This is a genomic window from Paraburkholderia sp. IMGN_8, from assembly GCF_038050405.1.
Lineage (GTDB): Bacteria > Pseudomonadota > Gammaproteobacteria > Burkholderiales > Burkholderiaceae > Paraburkholderia.
Map to the genome: position 1 here is coordinate 2436596 of NZ_CP150901.1, position 19209 is coordinate 2455804.

At 59.7% G+C, this 19209-nt stretch carries 11 protein-coding genes, 2 tRNA genes and 3 rRNA genes; 2 read left to right on the forward strand and 14 right to left on the reverse strand.

Going from position 1 to position 19209, the window contains the following annotated elements; all coding sequences use genetic code 11:
* Positions 1–64: 64 nt before the first annotated feature.
* Complete coding sequence (locus WN982_RS32035) at positions 65–2230, reverse strand: FUSC family protein (protein WP_341316046.1); 2166 nt, start codon at positions 2228–2230, stop codon at positions 65–67.
* Between the two features lie 201 nt (positions 2231–2431).
* Here WN982_RS32035 and WN982_RS32040 point away from each other — a divergent pair, with 201 nt between their 5' ends.
* Positions 2432–3442, forward strand: coding sequence for a LysR family transcriptional regulator (locus tag WN982_RS32040; RefSeq protein WP_341316047.1), 1011 nt, complete (start codon positions 2432–2434; stop codon positions 3440–3442).
* 165 nt (positions 3443–3607) lie between these two features.
* Here WN982_RS32040 and rrf read toward each other — a convergent pair.
* From rrf to phnS, 13 genes are all read right to left on the reverse strand, one after another.
* Positions 3608–3720 (reverse strand): 5S ribosomal RNA (rrf, locus tag WN982_RS32045).
* A 206-nt stretch (positions 3721–3926) separates the two neighbouring features.
* A 23S ribosomal RNA gene (locus WN982_RS32050) occupies positions 3927–6805 on the reverse strand.
* Between the two features lie 328 nt (positions 6806–7133).
* Positions 7134–7209: transfer RNA gene (locus tag WN982_RS32055), tRNA-Ala, on the reverse strand.
* Positions 7210–7279: 70 nt separating this feature from the next.
* Positions 7280–7356 (reverse strand) — tRNA-Ile (locus tag WN982_RS32060).
* Between the two features lie 63 nt (positions 7357–7419).
* Positions 7420–8950: ribosomal RNA gene (locus tag WN982_RS32065) — 16S ribosomal RNA — on the reverse strand.
* The 16S, 23S and 5S rRNA genes sit together here with 2 tRNA genes alongside, the layout of an rRNA operon.
* Positions 8951–9497: 547 nt before the next feature.
* A complete protein-coding gene (locus WN982_RS32070; RefSeq protein WP_341316048.1) occupies positions 9498–10058 on the reverse strand; it encodes a phosphonate degradation HD-domain oxygenase in 561 nt (186 codons plus the stop codon).
* 4 nt (positions 10059–10062) lie between these two features.
* Positions 10063–11514, reverse strand: a complete 1452-nt coding sequence (phnY, locus tag WN982_RS32075; protein WP_341316049.1) for a phosphonoacetaldehyde dehydrogenase — start codon at positions 11512–11514, stop codon at positions 10063–10065.
* Positions 11511–12776, reverse strand: a complete 1266-nt coding sequence (gene phnA / locus WN982_RS32080) for a phosphonoacetate hydrolase (protein WP_341316050.1) — start codon at positions 12774–12776, stop codon at positions 11511–11513. The genes phnY and phnA overlap by 4 nt, the downstream gene beginning before the upstream one ends.
* Positions 12777–12814: 38 nt before the next feature.
* The gene (locus WN982_RS32085) at positions 12815–13558 is read right to left on the reverse strand and encodes a phosphonate utilization associated transcriptional regulator (RefSeq protein WP_341316051.1); all 744 of its coding nucleotides are present in this window, start codon (positions 13556–13558) and stop codon (positions 12815–12817) included.
* A 94-nt stretch (positions 13559–13652) separates the two neighbouring features.
* Entirely contained in the window at positions 13653–14516 is an 864-nt protein-coding gene (gene phnV / locus WN982_RS32090; RefSeq protein ID WP_341316052.1) for a 2-aminoethylphosphonate ABC transport system, membrane component PhnV, read from the reverse strand.
* Complete coding sequence (locus WN982_RS32095) at positions 14506–15450, reverse strand: 2-aminoethylphosphonate ABC transporter permease subunit (protein ID WP_341316053.1); 945 nt, start codon at positions 15448–15450, stop codon at positions 14506–14508. The genes phnV and WN982_RS32095 overlap by 11 nt, the downstream gene beginning before the upstream one ends.
* Complete coding sequence (gene phnT / locus WN982_RS32100) at positions 15428–16528, reverse strand: 2-aminoethylphosphonate ABC transport system ATP-binding subunit PhnT (protein ID WP_341316054.1); 1101 nt, start codon at positions 16526–16528, stop codon at positions 15428–15430. The genes WN982_RS32095 and phnT overlap by 23 nt, the downstream gene beginning before the upstream one ends.
* A 101-nt stretch (positions 16529–16629) precedes the next feature.
* Positions 16630–17721, reverse strand: a complete 1092-nt coding sequence (gene phnS / locus WN982_RS32105; protein ID WP_341316055.1) for a 2-aminoethylphosphonate ABC transporter substrate-binding protein — start codon at positions 17719–17721, stop codon at positions 16630–16632.
* 364 nt (positions 17722–18085) lie between these two features.
* Between phnS and WN982_RS32110 the strand changes: the two genes are divergently transcribed.
* Entirely contained in the window at positions 18086–19195 is a 1110-nt protein-coding gene (locus WN982_RS32110; protein WP_341319485.1) for a 2-aminoethylphosphonate--pyruvate transaminase, read from the forward strand.
* The last annotated feature ends 14 nt before the right edge of the window (positions 19196–19209 follow it).

Genomic DNA, 19209 nt, shown 5'->3' on the forward strand with positions numbered 1-19209 from the left:
CTGCCCGGAAGTGATCTTTCCATCTGGCAGAAGGATCGGATCGCCTGGTGATCGGGCACATCCTTCAGCGCGTGTTGAAGGGCGCGTCTTTGTCGAGCAAGGCTGTGCGAATGAAATGCAGGCAACTGAGGATGCGTTGCAGGTCGTGACGCTTATCACGATCGGTATGAACGGTTTCGAGAACGTCCTGCACCGTCCACGTAGCCGAGCGCACGGATACGAGCGCGCGTTCGAGACCACGTGCGTCCGGCTGCGCGAAGAGCCGGGCGAGGTCAGCGCCGGTGCGCTCGAGGCTGCTGCCCCAGCGCGGGTGGAGTGCCCGCGCGTAGGGCGCGCGAGCCACTTCGTTGCGCAGATCGATCACGGCGTGCCCCACTTCGAGCGTGACCAGCATCCAGCGCAAAGCGTCGCGGCGGCGCCGCGAGCGCCGCGCCAGCAGCAGACGCAGTTGCGAAGTCAGATCGTGCGTGCTCGACTGGAATCGCTGATTGAGTCCTGGCAGTTCGCCCTTGCACGCGAACACGACTTGCGCGCGCAAATCGCCCTTGATTCTCTCCGTGAGCCACGGCATATCGGCCGGAAAAACCACCGCGAAGACGATCGCCGCGAGCAGCAGCGATGCGATGACCGCGATACCGTTGTTGATCAGCAGATCGGGCGCATACGTGACGACGTTGTCCGGTCCGGCGAGCAGGCAGAAGAACACCGCAAAGCCGATGCCGTAACCCGACGCGCGCTTGCGTGTCGCGATGAACGCGCCAAGCGCAAGCACCGGCGCGAGCGACGTGCAAAGCAGCGGAAAACCGTCGATGTTCGGATAGACGTAGCAGGTGAACAGGTAGCCGGTCATGGTCGCCAGCACGGCGCCGACGGCCATCTGCACGGCCATCTTCGAAGCGTTCGGCGCGGTGGACGTCAGCGCGCATCCTAACGCTGCGCCAATAACCGCAAGACCGCCGCTCGGCCAGTCGGTAGCGATCCAGAACCAGCCGACGACTGCGGTCACCACCGCAGTCCTGACAAAGGTGAACGCAACGACGAAGCCGTTCGTCTTGCTGACATAGCGGCTGGTGTTGCGCTGCCGCCCTGCCGGCTTGCGCTGCGCCAGCGAAGCGTAAGTCTCCGAATACCCGATCCATTCGCCGACGAACCGATACAGTAGTTCCGCAGCCGTATCGAAGTCCGCCAGCGATTCAGCGGACGCCGCTTCGAGAGGCCGCCTTGTTGCGCGCACGCGTCGTGGCAGCGTCGCTTGAAAGAGCCGCAGACGGGCGGCCACGCGCGATGCATCGACTTCGGTACCAGGCTGTGGCGCGATGAACGCCGACAGCTCGTGAAAGTACGGCGTGACGGCCTCGACCATCCTTCGCGGCCCGCTTATGCGCAAACGCTTGAGCAGCTGATGCAGCGCATGCAACCGCGCGCATGCGTCCATGAATTCGCCGTTCAGACGACCGAGATGCTGGCTGCGTGAGCGCATCGCGGGGTCTTCGAAGGCGGCAAAAATACGCGTCGCTTCGAAACCGACAATTTCATCGACCAGATCGGCAAAGCGCCGCTCGAACTGCCCACGCTCGAGCCCGCGGCCCAGCACGTCGGCGGCGAACGCAGTAAAATTCGTATATCGAATTTGTAGCGCGCGTCGCAGCGCAAGGCTGGAACGCTGCGGCACGATTAGCGCGCTCACCGCACTCGAACACACGATGCCGACCGCCACTTCCGCCGCGCGCGTTAGCGCGGCCAGAAACAGATCGTGGGGCGCATTGACATTCGGAATGCCGATCAAGGCGGCGGTGTAACCCGCCAGCACAAAGCCATACCACCTGAAATGCCGATAACGGACCGCCGCAGCGATACACGCGCTCACCCAGCAAATCATGCCGAGCATGTACAACTCGGGCTGCTGGACAAACAGCGAGCCGAGCACCAGCGCAGCGACCGTACCTACCGCGGTCCCGAGAATCCGATAGAAACTCTTGGCGAGCACCATGCCGCTGAATGGCTGCATCAGCACGAACACCGTAGTCATCGCGATGCGCGGCTGTTGCAGATCCAGCAGCATTGCAATGCCAAGTGCCAGCAAGCCGGCTGTTACGGTCTTCAGCAGATACAGCCAGATCACACCGTCGCTGCTCGCCCAATCGCGAGTAGCGGCACTGAGCGCTTGCAACATGTCGTTCGACTGCCGACGAGAGTCCACCGTCGGTTTGATCGCATGTTGGCGTTTCATGGAAAAGTAATGCGCCCCGGTTTGTCACTGAAGAAAGCACCGGTGAAGAAACCGCGCACACCGGCAGGCAAGGCGCCGATTGTAGGAGCATGCGTCGCGCGCATTAATAGGACGGGGACGGAACGTCCCTTCCAGAACGAACAACGATGAGTTTTCGCGACAGGCGGACAATATGGCCTCTGCCGTGAAATAGAAGGATCGATGGATACGTTACAAAATATGCGAGTGTTCGTGCGCGTGGTCGAAGCCGGTAGTTTTACCGCCGCCGCGCATTCGCTCAATTCAACGACCGGTGCGATGTCGCGCGCGATCTCTGAGCTCGAAGCTCATTTGCGCACACGTTTACTAAACCGTTCGACGCGGCGCCTTGCGCTCACCACGGCTGGCGAGCGCTACCTGAAGCGCAGTCTGCAGATCCTCGCGGACGTCGATACAGCGGAAGAAGAAGCAAGTTGCGCGCACGAGCGGCCTAGCGGCGCTTTGCGCATGCATAGCTTTGCCAGCATCGGCCAGCATTACGTGCTGCCGGCCATCTCGCGCTATCGCGCGCTTTATCCCGAGGTCACCGTCGAACTCACGCTATCGCAGCGGATGCCTGATCTGTTTGAAGGCAGCAGCGACGTGGCTGTGGTCGGCGCATCGTCTTTGCCGAATTCGGACCTCGTGTCGCTGCTGCTAGGCTCGACATTCAGCATCTTGTGCGCGTCGCCGGCATATGTGCGCGCCCGCGGCACGCCGAAAGAACCTCGCGATCTTGCGCATCACGAATGCCTGATCTTGCATACACCGGCCTTTCCGCCCCATGAATGGGTACTCGACGGGCCTAACGGCAGTGAAACGATGGAGATCAACGGGCCGGTTCAGGTCAATATCGCGGAATCGCTGATCGTGGCGATTCGTGAAGGAATGGGCATCGGCATGGTACCGCTCTATGCAGCGATTGCAGGCTTGCGCGACGGAACGCTGGTGCGTGTGTTGCCGCAGCATACGCTGCAGAAGATGAACATTTACGCGCTGTATCCGTCACGTAAGTTCATCGATGCAAAGACACGGACATGGGTTGAATTTCTGCGTGCGCATCTGCCAAAAGTGATTGCGCGCGACGAAGCTCTGCTCGCGGAAGTCGACCAGGCGCTCGCAGTCAATGACGCGTTGCACGTTCCGGCTCCGGCGGGCGTGATCGCCGATAGAGATAGCCATCCAGGACATTGATCCAGAACGAAAGGACGAAGCGGTGCGCTGGGTTTTCGGCGCATGCGCCTCAGTTGGGAAGGAACTGAGAGAAAGAACCAAGCGTGTTTTCAGTCGCGAAGGTTTTCGGGCCGTAAACGCAGAAACCCCACCTTTGTGGGGTGGGGTTTCTGTTGCTGCAGGGGAGCCTGACGATTACCTACTTTCACACGGGAATCCGCACTATCATCGGCGTGGAGTCGTTTCACGGTCCTGTTCGGGATGGGAAGGGGTGGGACCGACTCGCTATGGTCATCAGGCATGACTTGTTGCCGTACTGCCCTGGGGCAATACAGCCAATCTGGAAGAAGTAGTTTCTGATGATTCAACATCAGGTCATGCGGGCTGTGTTGTTTCCGGCACAACACTGATCTCAACCTGTGTGTTCTGGAGACCCTGCGCGTGGCGCAGGGTGGGGCATCCATAAGTGCCAAAGCACTAACGGCTGCCGACACACACCTGTTATAGGATCAAGCCTTACGGGCAATTAGTATCAGTTAGCTTAACGCATTACTGCGCTTCCACACCTGACCTATCAACGTCCTGGTCTTGAACGACCCTTCAAGGGGCTCGAAGCCCCGGGGATATCTCATCTTAAGGCGAGTTTCCCGCTTAGATGCTTTCAGCGGTTATCTCTTCCGAACATAGCTACCCGGCGATGCCACTGGCGTGACAACCGGTACACCAGAGGTTCGTCCACTCCGGTCCTCTCGTACTAGGAGCAGCCCCCTTCAAATATCCAGCGCCCACGGCAGATAGGGACCAAACTGTCTCACGACGTTTTAAACCCAGCTCACGTACCTCTTTAAATGGCGAACAGCCATACCCTTGGGACCGGCTACAGCCCCAGGATGAGATGAGCCGACATCGAGGTGCCAAACACCGCCGTCGATATGAACTCTTGGGCGGTATCAGCCTGTTATCCCCAGAGTACCTTTTATCCGTTGAGCGATGGCCCTTCCATACAGAACCACCGGATCACTATGACCTGCTTTCGCACCTGCTCGACTTGTCGGTCTCGCAGTTAAGCACGCTTATGCCATTGCACTATCAGCACGATTTCCGACCGTACCTAGCGTACCTTCGTACTCCTCCGTTACACTTTGGGAGGAGACCGCCCCAGTCAAACTGCCTACCATGCACTGTCCCCGACCCGGATCACGGGCCAAGGTTAGAACCTCAAACAAACCAGGGTGGTATTTCAAGGACGGCTCCACGCAGACTGGCGTCCACGCTTCACAGCCTCCCACCTATCCTACACAGACCGGTTCAAAGTCCAATGCAAAGCTACAGTAAAGGTTCATGGGGTCTTTCCGTCTAGCCGCGGGGAGATTGCATCATCACAAACACTTCAACTTCGCTGAGTCTCGGGAGGAGACAGTGTGGCCATCGTTACGCCATTCGTGCAGGTCGGAACTTACCCGACAAGGAATTTCGCTACCTTAGGACCGTTATAGTTACGGCCGCCGTTTACCGGGACTTCAATCAAGAGCTTGCACCCCATCATTTAATCTTCCGGCACCGGGCAGGCGTCACACCCTATACGTCCACTTTCGTGTTTGCAGAGTGCTGTGTTTTTATTAAACAGTCGCAGCCACCAGTTTATTGCAACCCCTTCGCCCTTCTGGCGCAGGCCAGTCAAGCTACAGGGGCGTACCTTATCCCGAAGTTACGGTACCAATTTGCCGAGTTCCTTCTCCCGAGTTCTCTCAAGCGCCTTAGAATACTCATCTCGCCCACCTGTGTCGGTTTGCGGTACGGTCTTGTTAAACTGAAGCTTAGAGGCTTTTCTTGGAACCACTTCCAGTTGCTTCGTGACCTGGATCACTCGTCCCATGCCCTTGAATTGCGCGCCCGGATTTGCCAAAGCGCCTTCTCCAACACAGGAACCGGGACTTCCAACACCCGGACAACCTTCCGCGATCCGTCCCCCCATCGCATTTAACAATGGTGCAGGAATATTAACCTGCTTCCCATCAGCTACGCATTTCTGCCTCGCCTTAGGGGCCGACTCACCCTACGCCGATGAACGTTGCGTAGGAAACCTTGGGCTTACGGCGAGGGGGCCTTTCACCCCCTTTATCGCTACTCATGTCAGCATTCGCACTTCCGATACCTCCAGCGCACTTTTCAATGCACCTTCGCAGGCTTACGGAACGCTCTCCTACCATGCACATTACTGTGCATCCGCAGCTTCGGTATATTGCTTAGCCCCGTTACATCTTCCGCGCAGGACGACTCGATCAGTGAGCTATTACGCTTTCTTTAAAGGATGGCTGCTTCTAAGCCAACCTCCTGACTGTTTTAGCCTTCCCACTTCGTTTCCCACTTAGCAATATTTGGGGACCTTAGCTGGCGGTCTGGGTTGTTTCCCTCTTGACACCGGACGTTAGCACCCGATGTCTGTCTCCCGTGATTGCACTCTTCGGTATTCGGAGTTTGCTATGGCGTAGTAATCCGCAATGGACCCCACAACCATGACAGTGCTCTACCCCCGAAGGTGATACACGAGGCACTACCTAAATAGTTTTCGGAGAGAACCAGCTATTTCCAGGTTTGTTTAGCCTTTCACCCCTATCCACAGCTCATCCCCTAACTTTTCAACGTTAGTGGGTTCGGACCTCCAGTACGTGTTACCGCACCTTCATCCTGGCCATGGATAGATCACCTGGTTTCGGGTCTACACCCAGCGACTGAACGCCCTGTTCGGACTCGCTTTCGCTACGCCTGCCCTAATCGGTTAAGCTTGCCACTGAATGTAAGTCGCTGACCCATTATACAAAAGGTACGCCGTCACCCCTTGCGAGGCTCCGACTGTTTGTATGCATGCGGTTTCAGGATCTGTTTCACTCCCCTCCCGGGGTTCTTTTCGCCTTTCCCTCACGGTACTGGTTCACTATCGGTCGATCACGAGTATTTAGCCTTGGAGGATGGTCCCCCCATCTTCAGACAGGATTTCACGTGTCCCGCCCTACTTGTCGTACACCCAGTTCTTCCTCGCTGTTTTCGTCTACAGGGCTATCACCTGCTATGGCGGCACTTTCCAGAGCCTTCGACTAACAATGAAGATAAAGAGTACAGGCTGGTCCCATTTCGCTCGCCACTACTCTGGGAATCTCGGTTGATTTCTTTTCCTGCGGTTACTTAGATGTTTCAGTTCACCGCGTTCGCTTCGCATAGCCTATGTATTCAGCCATGGATACTCCATACGGAGTGGGTTTCCCCATTCGGATATCGGTGGATCAAAGCTCGTTTGCCAGCTCCCCACCGCTTTTCGCAGGCTACCGCGTCCTTCATCGCCTGTGATCGCCAAGGCATCCACCACATGCACTTGTTCGCTTGACCCTATAACGGGTGTGTCTCCGCCACGCTTGCGCATGACTTCATCACATCGTTACAGGTTGAGTATTCGTGTTGCGCCGTATTCCAAAGCAATCTTTCGATCACTTATAAAATACATTGATACAATCACAACCCTGATTCACCTACTCGGACACCCATCTCTAAGTATCCTTTCGTGAATCTCTTTACTACTTCTTCCTGATTGTTAAAGAACGACAGCCGATATAAAGCTCTGCTTCATATCACTCTGACTGGCTCAATCGCCAATGCCTGTTTCACTACACCGCAAACATCTTTCAATGTTCACCGCAGTAAAACCGGCATTGAGGATTGGTGGAGGATGACGGGATCGAACCGACGACCCCCTGCTTGCAAAGCAGGTGCTCTCCCAGCTGAGCTAATCCCCCAGTCATACACAGATATCACTACCTGTACTCATACCCAGAGGTTTCAGTTGATCAGCCACCGCAGAAACAGTGGTGGGTCTGGATGGATTCGAACCATCGACCCCCGCCTTATCAAGACGGTGCTCTAACCGACTGAGCTACAGACCCCTGAGTCTGTCTTTTTCACAGCCGATAAGCGTGAGCGCTCAACGTTTGACACGTTAGCTCGAGAAAGGAGGTGATCCAGCCGCACCTTCCGATACGGCTACCTTGTTACGACTTCACCCCAGTCATGAATCCTACCGTGGTGACCGTCCTCCTTGCGGTTAGACTAGCCACTTCTGGTAAAACCCACTCCCATGGTGTGACGGGCGGTGTGTACAAGACCCGGGAACGTATTCACCGCGGCATGCTGATCCGCGATTACTAGCGATTCCAGCTTCACGCACTCGAGTTGCAGAGTGCGATCCGGACTACGATCGGTTTTCTGGGATTGGCTCCCCCTCGCGGGTTGGCGACCCTCTGTTCCGACCATTGTATGACGTGTGAAGCCCTACCCATAAGGGCCATGAGGACTTGACGTCATCCCCACCTTCCTCCGGTTTGTCACCGGCAGTCTCCCTGGAGTGCTCTTGCGTAGCAACTAGGGACAAGGGTTGCGCTCGTTGCGGGACTTAACCCAACATCTCACGACACGAGCTGACGACAGCCATGCAGCACCTGTGTTATGGCTCCCTTTCGGGCACTCCCACCTCTCGGCAGGATTCCATACATGTCAAGGGTAGGTAAGGTTTTTCGCGTTGCATCGAATTAATCCACATCATCCACCGCTTGTGCGGGTCCCCGTCAATTCCTTTGAGTTTTAATCTTGCGACCGTACTCCCCAGGCGGTCAACTTCACGCGTTAGCTACGTTACCAAGTCAATGAAGACCCGACAACTAGTTGACATCGTTTAGGGCGTGGACTACCAGGGTATCTAATCCTGTTTGCTCCCCACGCTTTCGTGCATGAGCGTCAGTATTGGCCCAGGGGGCTGCCTTCGCCATCGGTATTCCTCCACATCTCTACGCATTTCACTGCTACACGTGGAATTCTACCCCCCTCTGCCATACTCTAGCCCGCCAGTCACAAATGCAGTTCCCAGGTTAAGCCCGGGGATTTCACATCTGTCTTAGCGGACCGCCTGCGCACGCTTTACGCCCAGTAATTCCGATTAACGCTTGCACCCTACGTATTACCGCGGCTGCTGGCACGTAGTTAGCCGGTGCTTATTCTTCCGGTACCGTCATCCCCCCGGGGTATTAACCCAGAGGTTTTCTTTCCGGACAAAAGTGCTTTACAACCCGAAGGCCTTCTTCACACACGCGGCATTGCTGGATCAGGCTTGCGCCCATTGTCCAAAATTCCCCACTGCTGCCTCCCGTAGGAGTCTGGGCCGTGTCTCAGTCCCAGTGTGGCTGGTCGTCCTCTCAGACCAGCTACAGATCGTCGCCTTGGTAGGCCTTTACCCCACCAACTAGCTAATCTGCCATCGGCCGCCCCTGTAGCGGGAGGTCCGAAGATCCCCCCCTTTCCTCCGTAGAGCGTATGCGGTATTAATCCGGCTTTCGCCGGGCTATCCCCCACTACAGGACACGTTCCGATGTATTACTCACCCGTTCGCCACTCGCCACCAGGATTGCTCCCGTGCTGCCGTTCGACTTGCATGTGTAAGGCATGCCGCCAGCGTTCAATCTGAGCCAGGATCAAACTCTTCAGTTCAAACCTGTTACTGTTTTTCGGTTGTTTTACCAACCGGTCGCTCACTCAACGTACTGACGAATGATCCTCCTGCCGGCGTGAATCCACCCCAGCAGGAAAACCTTTCCTTGATACTAGTGTGAGACTTGATACTTTCGCTTGTCGACAGACCCCGAAGAATCCATCGTCGCGTCGCGCATCAAGCGCCCACACTTATCGGCTGTTAATTTTTAAAGATCGAGTGCGCATTCACCACCAAACCGCCACCGCGCGTCGTCAACCTCACAACCACCCGGCACCGCTTCGTTCTGCGTCGCTGCATCAGCAGCAGAGAAGCGAGATTATGGAGAACTTTCGCTACGTCGTCAACAGGTTTTTTTAACTTCCTGAACCTGCCCGACCTCTCGGAAACCCCCGCCATTACTGGCTCTCCCGCCTCCCGCGCCCCGTTGTCCGAAGCGCGAAAGAGCGAGATTCTAGCGAGCCGGACCGCGGCTTGCAAGCGTTATTTTGATACGTATGGATTGCGCCAGATTTGGCGCGAAGATAGCAAACAAGAACAACAGATTCAGGCAATCACGTGCTTCTGCATCGCTCGCTCAACCACGCCTAAATAGTGATCGAGATCGGGCGTCACGCGGCCCTCTTCTTTTGCGCGATCGTCCCATTTGCGCAGGCGCAATGCGTCTTCGGCGTAGGGCTTCTTCAGGAACATCGCAGCCTCTTCCTCGCTGAAGATGCCGCCTTGCAACGCAAGGCTCCGCACCGAATCGGCCGAGAGCTTGCCGAAATAGGCATTGTCGATCGCACATAGGCAGCGCTTGGCGTCGACGTGCAGCCGGATCGGCTCCAATACCACATCCGACAACACTGGCCGCAAGAACGGCAGCGCAAAATACTGATGTAGATCGTCGATGCCGCGCTCCGTCGGTGTTTCGCCTTGCAGATTCAGCAGATGGCCGAGGTCGTGCAAAAAGGCGGCGGCGACCAGTTCGTCGTGGGCACCCTCTTCTTCCGCCAATGCGCCGCTTTGCAACGCGTGTTCGAGTTGCGTCACCAGCTCGCCGCTATAAGCGAGATTGCCGTATTGCTCGAATAACGAACGGATGTCGCTCAGACTCAATGCCACGCTATTACTCCCACGGTAATGAAAAGGTCTTCAGGTTGGTGAAGCTCTTCATCGCTTCCTGAACGCCTTCTTTATAGCCAAGCCCGGAATCCTTGACGCCGCCGAACGGCGTCAATTCGATCCGGTATCCCGGCACTTCCCATACGTTGACCGTCCCCACGCGCAGTTCATTGATGAAGCGCGTGATCGCGTCCTGCTGGTTCGTGCACACACCGGACGACAACCCGAACGGCGTCCCGTTGCTGATACGAATCGCGTCGTCGAGCGTGTCGAAGGTAATAATCGGCGACACGGGCCCGAAGGTTTCCTCGCGCACGAGCGTCATCGAGGGATCGACGTCGTCGAGCACCGTCGGCGAATAGAGTGCGCCGTTGCGCTGGTTGCCGATTCGCAACCGCGCGCCGCTCGCCACCGCTTCATTGACGCGCGCTTCGAAAAGCTGCGCGGCAGCGGCGTCGATCACGGTGCCCATCAGATTCGAAGCATCGAACGGATCGCCATAGGTCCACGCGCGCGTTTTCTCGACGACCAGGTCCGTGAAATCCGCCGCGATGCCCTTCTGCACCAGCATCCGCTTGACCGCGGTACAGCGCTGCCCGGAGTTCTTATACGAGCCCTGCACGGCAAGCGTCGCCGCGCGTTCGAGGTCGGCGTCTTCGAGCACGATCAGCGGATCGTTGCCGCCCAGTTCCAGCACGACACGCCGGTAGGCCGCTTTCGCGGCAATGTATTTACCGATCGCCACGCCGCCCGTGAAGGTCACGAGCTCGGCCAACGGATGCGTAATCAGTTCATCGGCGATTTCGCGCGGATCGCCGGTCAGCACCTGCAGCATCGGTGCGGGCAAGCCGGCTTCATACAGAATGTCCGCCAGATAGAACGCCGACAACGGCACCTTCTCCGACGGCTTGAGCACAACGCGATTATTCGTCGCGATCGCCGGCGCAATCTTATGCGCGACCTGGTTCATCGGATGGTTGAACGGCGTAATCGCGACGATCACACCCGCCAACGGCTCGCGCTGCGAAAACACACGGCGCTTCTTGCCATGCGGCGTCAGATCGCAGGAGAAGCTCTGCCCGTCGTCGCGCAACGCTTCGATCGACGCGAACTTGAATACATCGGCAACACGGCCGATCTCGTAACGTGAATCCTGCTTCGACAAGCCCGACTCGAGCGAAATCAGATCCGAGGCGGCTTCGGTCCGCTCGCGCAGCAACGCTGCGGCGCGTTCGAGAATCTGCGAACGTTCGTAGCGTGTGAGCTTCGCCTGATACGCGGCGGCATATTCGAACGCGGCGCGCACGTCTTCAATGCTCGCCAGCGGGACGGTGCCCACGCGCGTTCCCGTAAAAGGATCGAACACGTCGAGCATGCGTTCGCGCGTCGCTCGCTCGCCTTTGAGCCGCAGCGCTTCGGTGCGAAATGCCGGATGGTCCTGCAGCATCGCGTTCATGATGCCGCCACATGATTCAAGGCGACATCGAAGATATCGAAGTTGCGCAGCCTCTTATCACTTTTACCGGCTAGCAAAGCCTCGACGCGCCGATTGAACAGCAGCGGCACTTCCTGCTCGGAGATTCCGCCATGCGAGCGCAGCGGCACGGTCAGTCCGGAGAGGTCGTGTTCTTCGCGACGCGTACCGAGCACGACATGTTTAGTGCTCACCACGACGATATCGCCGACGCGGTCGTTCGGCAGCTCGAAGCGCTCGCATGCCGCGCGATTGTCGAGCACCACTTCGATGCCCTGCAAGCCGCCGATCCGCTCGATGACCTGCGCGACGTTGACATCGCGCGGCAGGTAAATCGTCGCAAACGAACCGAGCGCGCCGTGATGCACCACATACGGATCGGTGATCGGCAAGATGACACGTGCTCTGCGAGCGCCGAGCCAATCGTCCATCACGTCCTGCAGATAGATCACGTTGGGCTCGCCGGTCTGCGGATCGTGTTTGGCGTTCATGCCGTGGTCGGCGGTGACGCCGATCACCCAGCCGAGGGCATCGAGCTTCGCAAGATAGCCGTCCATCATCGCGTAGAACGCGTTCGCGCCTTCGGTGCCCGGCGCGCATTTGTGCTGGATGTAATCGGTGGTCGACAGGTACATCAGATCGAGCTTGCGGGTTTCCGCGAGCCGCACACCGGCGGCGAACACGAACTCGGACAGACCGGCGCTATATACGTCCGGGACCGGCAAGCCGACCAGATCGAGCACCTCATCAATGCCGTTTTCCTCGCGCGTCACCTTGTCGGCTTTTTCCGCCGAGAAGCAGATGCCCTTCAGTTGCCAGCCGAGCAGCCGGCGCAGCTTGTCTTTCGCGGTGACCACGGCAACTGCGGCGCCCGCTTCGGCGGCGGCTGCCAGCAACGTGCCGGCGCGCAGATAGGCGGGATCGTTCATCATCACTTCCGCGCCTTCGCCGCCGTTCGCGTCCGGATCCCAGAAGTAATTGCCGCAGATGCCATGTACCGAAGGCGGCACCCCGCAGACGATCGACAAATTGTTGGGGTTGGTGAACGACGGAATCACGCAGTCGCCTTTGAAGGCCGCGCCGCTCTTGAGCATCTTGCCGATGAACGGCGCCACGCCTGCCGCGACGGCGGCTTCGAGGTAATCGTATTCGCAGCCGTCCACGCAGACGACCACAGTAGGCTCAGCCGGGAGCCGGTAGTTACGGCCGTTCACTTCAATACTGCGTTCGCTTAGCGTTGCCATCGTTACCTTCCATGCGTGTCGATCACGCGTGCTTGTAGTCAATCCGCTGCCATCAAACCCTGGCCGGACCTCTGCATTTCACCCAACGCGCCGGCCGGTTCGCACGCCTCATGCGCGCGCTGCCGGCCGCCGTTCACATGCGCGTGCATCAGCGCGGCGGCATGGTCGGCATCGCGCGAGGCCAGCGCGGTCAGAATCGCGCGATGTTCGGCGAGCGAGCGTTCCATCGCGTCGGCACGCACCGCCAGCGCCGCGCGACGAAACAGACTCAATTCGCTCACCAGCCTTCGATATGTCTCGTACAGCTTGACGTTGCCCGAGGCCGCCACGATCGCGTCGTGAAACGCCACATTCCCGCGCGCGTAGGCGTCGTGATCCTGCGCATCGAGCGCGGCGCGCATGGCGTCGAGCCACTCGCGCAGCCCGGCAAGCTGCCGCGCATCGATACTCGAAGCCAGCATCCGGCACGCCGCCTCTTCGAGCACCGCGCGCACCGCGTAAATCTCGTCCGCTTCCGCCAGCGAGACCGTCCGCACGAACACGCCGCGGTTTTTCTCGGTGCGCACAAGGCCGGCTTGCTCCAGCGCGCGAAACGCTTCGCGCACCGGCCCGCGCGATACCTGCAGACGCGCGGCCCAGTCGGCTTCGTTGAGTTTGTCGCCGGGAGCCAGCGCCCCTCCGATGATGTGCCGTTCGATTTCGTCGCGGACTAGCGCCGTCAACGAATGCCTGCGCACAACCTCGATCGAATCGATTGAAGTGGTTTGCATATATTCGGTCATTTTGGCATATTTTGCCACATTGCTATGTGAGATTTATGTGATTTGTGCGGGGGCGCCCCCGTGGCACGCAAACGCAAAAATCAGCAATTGCCCGTCAGTCCAATCGCCGACGCGGGACACGCGCCGCGATCAGCAGCAGCGCAGCAAGCGAGACCAGCAGCAGAATCAGCGACAGCGCGGAGGCCGGCAGGTAATAGCCGCGCTCCACTTGCCCGACGACGACGATCGGCACCGTCGCAAAGCCGGGCGGGTACACGGTCAGCGTCGCGCCGAGTTCGCCGAGCGACAGCGCAAAACCCAGTGCGAGACTGGCACGGATCGCCGGCACCAGTTGCGGCAGCACGACGCGGCGCAACACCATCGACGGCGGCGCCCCCAGGCTTGCCGCGGCTTCGCGCAAGATGGTCAACTCCGGGCGCAACGCGGCAGCCGCGCACCGGTAGCAGAACGGCAGCACCAACGCGAGCTGCACGAACACGACGATCGCCGCCGAACTGGACAGATCGACCGGACGCTTGTGATACGCGATCAACACCGCCAGCCCGAGCACCACGCTCGGCACGCCGTTGGGCATCATGGCGATCGTATCGACGATGGCGCCGAGGCCGCGCCGGTCGCGCCCTTCGAGCGCCAACGCCAGCCACAGACCGAGAATCGTGCCGAGCACGGCGACGCCCATGCCGATTTCGAGGCTGGTGGTCAGCGCGTCGAAGTCGCTCGAGCTGAGCCGCTCGAACCAGCGCATGCTGAAGCCATCCGGCAAGATCGTGCCGGACCAGTGCGCGGCCACGCTGGACAGCGCGACCACCAGCACCGGCAGGACGAACAGCCAGAAGCACAGCAACGCGGCGAAGCCGAGAAACAGGCTGCCCAGTATCCGCACCGCGAGACTGCGGCGCACCGGCCGCGCCTTCTTGTGCATGACCGGCAATACGGTCGGGTCCAGTTCAACGGCCATGGCCCGCTCCTTTCACCTTGCGTCGGTTGACCTGGCGGTACAACGCGTACAGCGACAAAGACATGATCAGCATCACGACCGCGCCGGCGGCGGCGGTCGGCAAGTCGAGATCGACGGTGGCGGAGCTGTAGATCGCGACCGGCAACGTAATCAGGTGGGCGCTGCCGAGCACCAGCAGAATGCCGAACTCGTTGAGCGTCAGCAGAAAACACAGGATCGTGCCGGCGGCGATGCCCGGCCACGCGAGCGGCAGAATCACCTTGTACGCGACCATCCAGCCATGCGCGCCGAGGCTGCGCGCAGCTTCGATCAGACGCATGTCGAGCGTGGCGAACGACGCGAGAGTCGGCCGCACGACGAACGGCGCGTAGAACACCACCTCCGCGAGAATCACGCCGCCGACGCCGAACAGGAAATTGAGCGGCGGCGCCTGCAGATGAAACAGCCGTTGCAAGCCGATGCTGATCGAGCCTTGCGAGCCGTACAGAAAGATCAGCGTGAACGCGACCAGAAACGACGGAAACGCGACGAACAACTCGAGGAAGCGCGTGACCATCCGCGCACCCGGAAACGGCTTGAAGAACAACAGCGACGCCAGCGCGACGCCGAGCAGCGACGCGAGCCCGGCGCTGGCAAACAGTATCCACAGCGTCGTGCCGACCACACCGCGCGTCTCCGGATTGCCGAAGAACGCTGCATAGGCTTGCAGGCTCAAACCGTGCGGCCCCGTCAGGCTCAACAGCACAAGCCGCACGAGCGGATAAATGACGAGCGGTCCGAGCACGACCACCGCGAGGAACAGCAGGTGCCATTGCGCCGCGCGTTCGCGGCGCTTGACCGCTGCCGTATGCGCCGCGGCACTGGCGCTGCGGCGGGCGTCGGCGTCGGCCGCGCTGAGCGAATTGGGCGTATCAGGGGTTAATAAGGACAACATCGTCTGCCTCATAACGCAGGGAAACACGCGCGCCCTTCTCCGGCATCATGCCTTGGCCGCGCTGCATGGTGACCAGCACGGGCTCGTTGGGCATCGCGTCGAGCACGACCGACACTGACAACACCGCGCCGTACCACTCGACCGACGCGATCGCGCCATGCAACTGGCCTTCGCCGAGCGGCACGATACGCAGCGCTTCCGGACGCAGACAGGCCACGCGCTCACGCTCGTTGTAGCGCGCATCCCCCATGCTGAACGCGACCTGCGACGGCAGCAGATTGGCCGCGCCCAGATAGCGCGCGACGAACGCGTCATTCGGCGTGTCGTACAACTGCTGCGGGGTGCCGAGCTGCGCGATGCGGCCTTCGCGCATCAGCAGCGTGCGGTCGGACAGCACCAGGGCGTCGTCTTGATCGTGCGTCACGCAGACGATCGTCAGATTCGGCAAGCGCTCGTGCAGCGCCTTCAATTCGGAACGCACCGACGCGCGCAGATTGGCGTCGAGTGCGGAAAGAGGTTCGTCGAGCAAGAGGACGTCAGGCTCGATCACCAGCGCGCGCGCCAGCGCCACGCGCTGCTGCATGCCGCCTGACAACTGCGCGGGCATGACATGCCCGGAATCGCCCAGTTGCACGAGCTTGAGTGCATCGGCGACACGGCGCGCCACGTCTTTGGATGGCGTGCGGCGCGCGCGCAATCCGAAGGCCACGTTGTCGAACACCGACAGATGCGGGAACAGCGCATAGCTCTGGAACAACAAGCCGAGATTGCGCTTATGAGGCGGCACATGGGTGAGGTCGTGACCGGCGACCGTCAGTGTGCCGGCCAGACCGTCCGCTTCGATGAACCCGGCGATGAAACGCAACAACGTCGTCTTGCCGCAACCGCTGCGGCCGAGCACGGTCAGCAATTCGCCGCGCTCGATGGTCAGCGACAGATCGTCGAGCACCATGCGAGAACCGAAGCGCACAGTCAGATGGTCGATCTGCACGCCGCCTGGCGTGTTCGAACGCGCGGTTTCGAGCGCGTCCGGTGAGGCGCCGAGCGCGCCGGGGTGAGCAAGACTGGCCGTATTCACCGGGTTCATCCTCCAGCTGGATTAATGCTGATGCGGCGCCTCGCACGATACCTGGAGGCGCCGCCTGATTCGACTGCTAATTGCAACTCGCTGCGTGCGGCTTACTTTGGCTTGACGACTTCGATCTGCTTGCCCGACGAACCGATCACGTCGCTCTTCCAGCGCGCGGTCCAGTCAGCCTTCTTCGCCATCACCTGGGTCCAGTCCACCGGAATCAGCTTCACGCCCGCAATAGCCTGCTTGACGGCTTCGCCGTTCTTGCCGGCGAGCGGCACGTCGGTGCGGCCCGGGATGCCGAAGATGTCCGGCACCTTGGCTTGCACTTCGGTCGACATCAGATAGTCGATCAGCTTCTTGCCTTCAGCCTGGTTCGGACCGTTCTTGATCAGGCCGATCGCGTACGGCAACTGGAACGTAGTCGGCTGGCCGCCGGCGCCGGCTGCGAGGAAGATCGGCTTGAGCGACAGGCCGCCGTTCGCGGCATCGTCGAGATCCATTTGCAGGTCGCCGTTGGCGAACGCGATTTCGTTACGTGAAAGCAGCACGTCGAGGTAGCCGGTGCCCTTGGTGTGGAACTTGGCGCTCTCTTCGAGCTTCTTCAGATAATCGAACGCCTTGTCCTCGCCCATCAGCGACGTGGTCAGAATGATCACCGCCATCCCGTCGCCCGCCGTGGCCGGGTTCGAGTAGGCAACCTTGCCGGAGAAGTCCGGGTGTAGCAGGTCAGCGAAAGTCTTCGGCTGGGTCTTGGTGACTTCCGGGTTGATCGCGAACGAGAAATAGTTGTTCACGAAGGTCGCCCACGCACCGTTCGGCGCCTTGGCGATCGCCGGCACGTTCTTGTAGTTGGCGCTCTGATAAGCCTGCAGCAGGCCGCTTTGGTCGGCTTGCTGAATGAAAGGCGGCAGCGTGACGATCACGTCGGCCTTCGGCTGATCCTTTTCGATGGTGGCGCGGTTCACCACTTCGCCGCTACCCGCCGTGACGATGTTGACCTTCACGCCTTCCTTCTTTTCGAAGGCCGGCAGCACATCTTTATAGAGGTTTTCGAGGCCGTCTGCGGTGTACAGCACCACTGCGTCGGCCGCCTGGGCCGGCATGGCCGCGCCGCCGAACGCTGCCGCGGCGACCAGCGCCGGCAGCAGTTTGCGTACGAGGCCAGCAGTTGCGTGAAGGGAATTCGTCTTTGTCATGTCGCTCTCTCCGAAAGGCAAAAAACCAGACGGTCGGGAAACCCCGATACCTGTTGTGATTGAACGGCGGTAGCGCCGCGCCGCTTGCGTATTGCCCGCAGCCAGTTGTCGTGCAAATTCACACGATTGCAGATTGCCGACAACTTTGCCGCGTCTTCTCCAGCCTGACTTACAGCCCACCTATGACAGTCGCGCTGCCTGCCATGCCTGAATGGGCACAGCAAGAATCACAGGTTTCCATGACAACGCCATGACTATTCTGTCGAATTCCAAAAAATGACACAATACGCCAATAATATCCAAATCAAACTTTTCGCCGCCTTACTTGGGCAACGTGTATTCATCTGATAAAGGAGGCCGTGTGATCCTTGGAAACAACCCAGTCCTGCTGACCCCGGGACCGCTCACCACTTCGCCCCAAACGCGCGAGGCGATGCTGCGCGATTGGGGTTCGTGGGACGCCGCGTTCAACCGCATGACCCATAGCGTGTGTGCCGACCTCGTGAAAATCGTACATGGCGATCATGACTATGTATGCGTACCGCTTCAAGGCAGCGGCACATTTGCGGTCGAGGCGGCGATCGGCACGCTGGTACCGCGTCAAGGCTGTGTGCTGGTGCCGAACAACGGCGCGTATTGCGCCCGCCTGATCAGGATATTGCAGCGGATGGGGATTGCTTATGTCGAGTTGGCGCTGCGCGAAGACGAACCGGTCAGCGCCGCCGCCATCGAAGACGCCTTCAATCGCGACTCGCGCATTACTCACGTTGCGCAAGTGCATCTGGAGACGAGCGCCGGCCTGCTCAATCCGCTCGACGATATCGCCGCGGTATGTCAGCGGCACGGCAAGAGCCTGATTGTCGACGCGATGAGTTCGTTCGGCGCGCTGCCGATCGATCTGCGGCGCGGTGGCATCGACGCGTTGATCTCGGCGAGCGGCAAGTGCCTCGAAGGCGTGCCGGGAATGGGTTTCGTGATTGTGCGGCGCAGCGTGCTGGAACGGAGCGAAGGCCGTTCGCCGTCACTGGCGCTCGATCTGCACGATCAGTACGTCTACATGCAGAAGACGACGCAATGGCGTTTCACGCCACCCACTCACGTGGTCGCCGCATTGCGCGCCGCGCTCGATCAGTTCATCGCGGAAGGTGGCCAGCCCGCGCGCGGCACACGCTACGCGCTCAATTGCGCGGCTTTGGTAAGCGGGATGAAGGCGCTCGGCTTCGAGCCGTTCCTGAAGCCTGAAGTGCAGGCGCCGGTGATCGTCACGTTCCACGCGCCGCGCGACCCTGCGTGGAATTTCGCCGATTTCTACGCCGCGGTGCGCGAGGCCGGTTACGTGCTGTATCCGGGCAAGCTGACGCAAGTGGAAACGTTTCGCGTCGGCTGCATCGGCGCGATCGATGCAAACGAACTGCATAACGCGGTGGCCGCGATCGGCCGTACGCTCGAACGGTTCGGCATCCGCGTGAAGTAGCGGTCAGTAGCAGG

What these genes read in the sequence shown, in the direction of transcription:
- WN982_RS32035 (WP_341316046.1), bottom strand. Translation starts at nt 2,230, where the DNA reads ATGAAACGCCAACATGCGATCAAACCGACGGTGGACTCTCGTCGGCAG.
- WN982_RS32040 (WP_341316047.1), top strand. Translation starts at nt 2,432, where the DNA reads ATGGATACGTTACAAAATATGCGAGTGTTCGTGCGCGTGGTCGAAGCC.
- phnY (WP_341316049.1), bottom strand. Translation starts at nt 11,514, where the DNA reads ATGAACGCGATGCTGCAGGACCATCCGGCATTTCGCACCGAAGCGCTG.
- phnA (WP_341316050.1), bottom strand. Translation starts at nt 12,776, where the DNA reads ATGGCAACGCTAAGCGAACGCAGTATTGAAGTGAACGGCCGTAACTAC.
- WN982_RS32085 (WP_341316051.1), bottom strand. Translation starts at nt 13,558, where the DNA reads ATGACCGAATATATGCAAACCACTTCAATCGATTCGATCGAGGTTGTG.
- phnV (WP_341316052.1), bottom strand. Translation starts at nt 14,516, where the DNA reads ATGGCCGTTGAACTGGACCCGACCGTATTGCCGGTCATGCACAAGAAG.
- WN982_RS32095 (WP_341316053.1), bottom strand. Translation starts at nt 15,450, where the DNA reads ATGTTGTCCTTATTAACCCCTGATACGCCCAATTCGCTCAGCGCGGCC.
- phnS (WP_341316055.1), bottom strand. Translation starts at nt 17,721, where the DNA reads ATGACAAAGACGAATTCCCTTCACGCAACTGCTGGCCTCGTACGCAAA.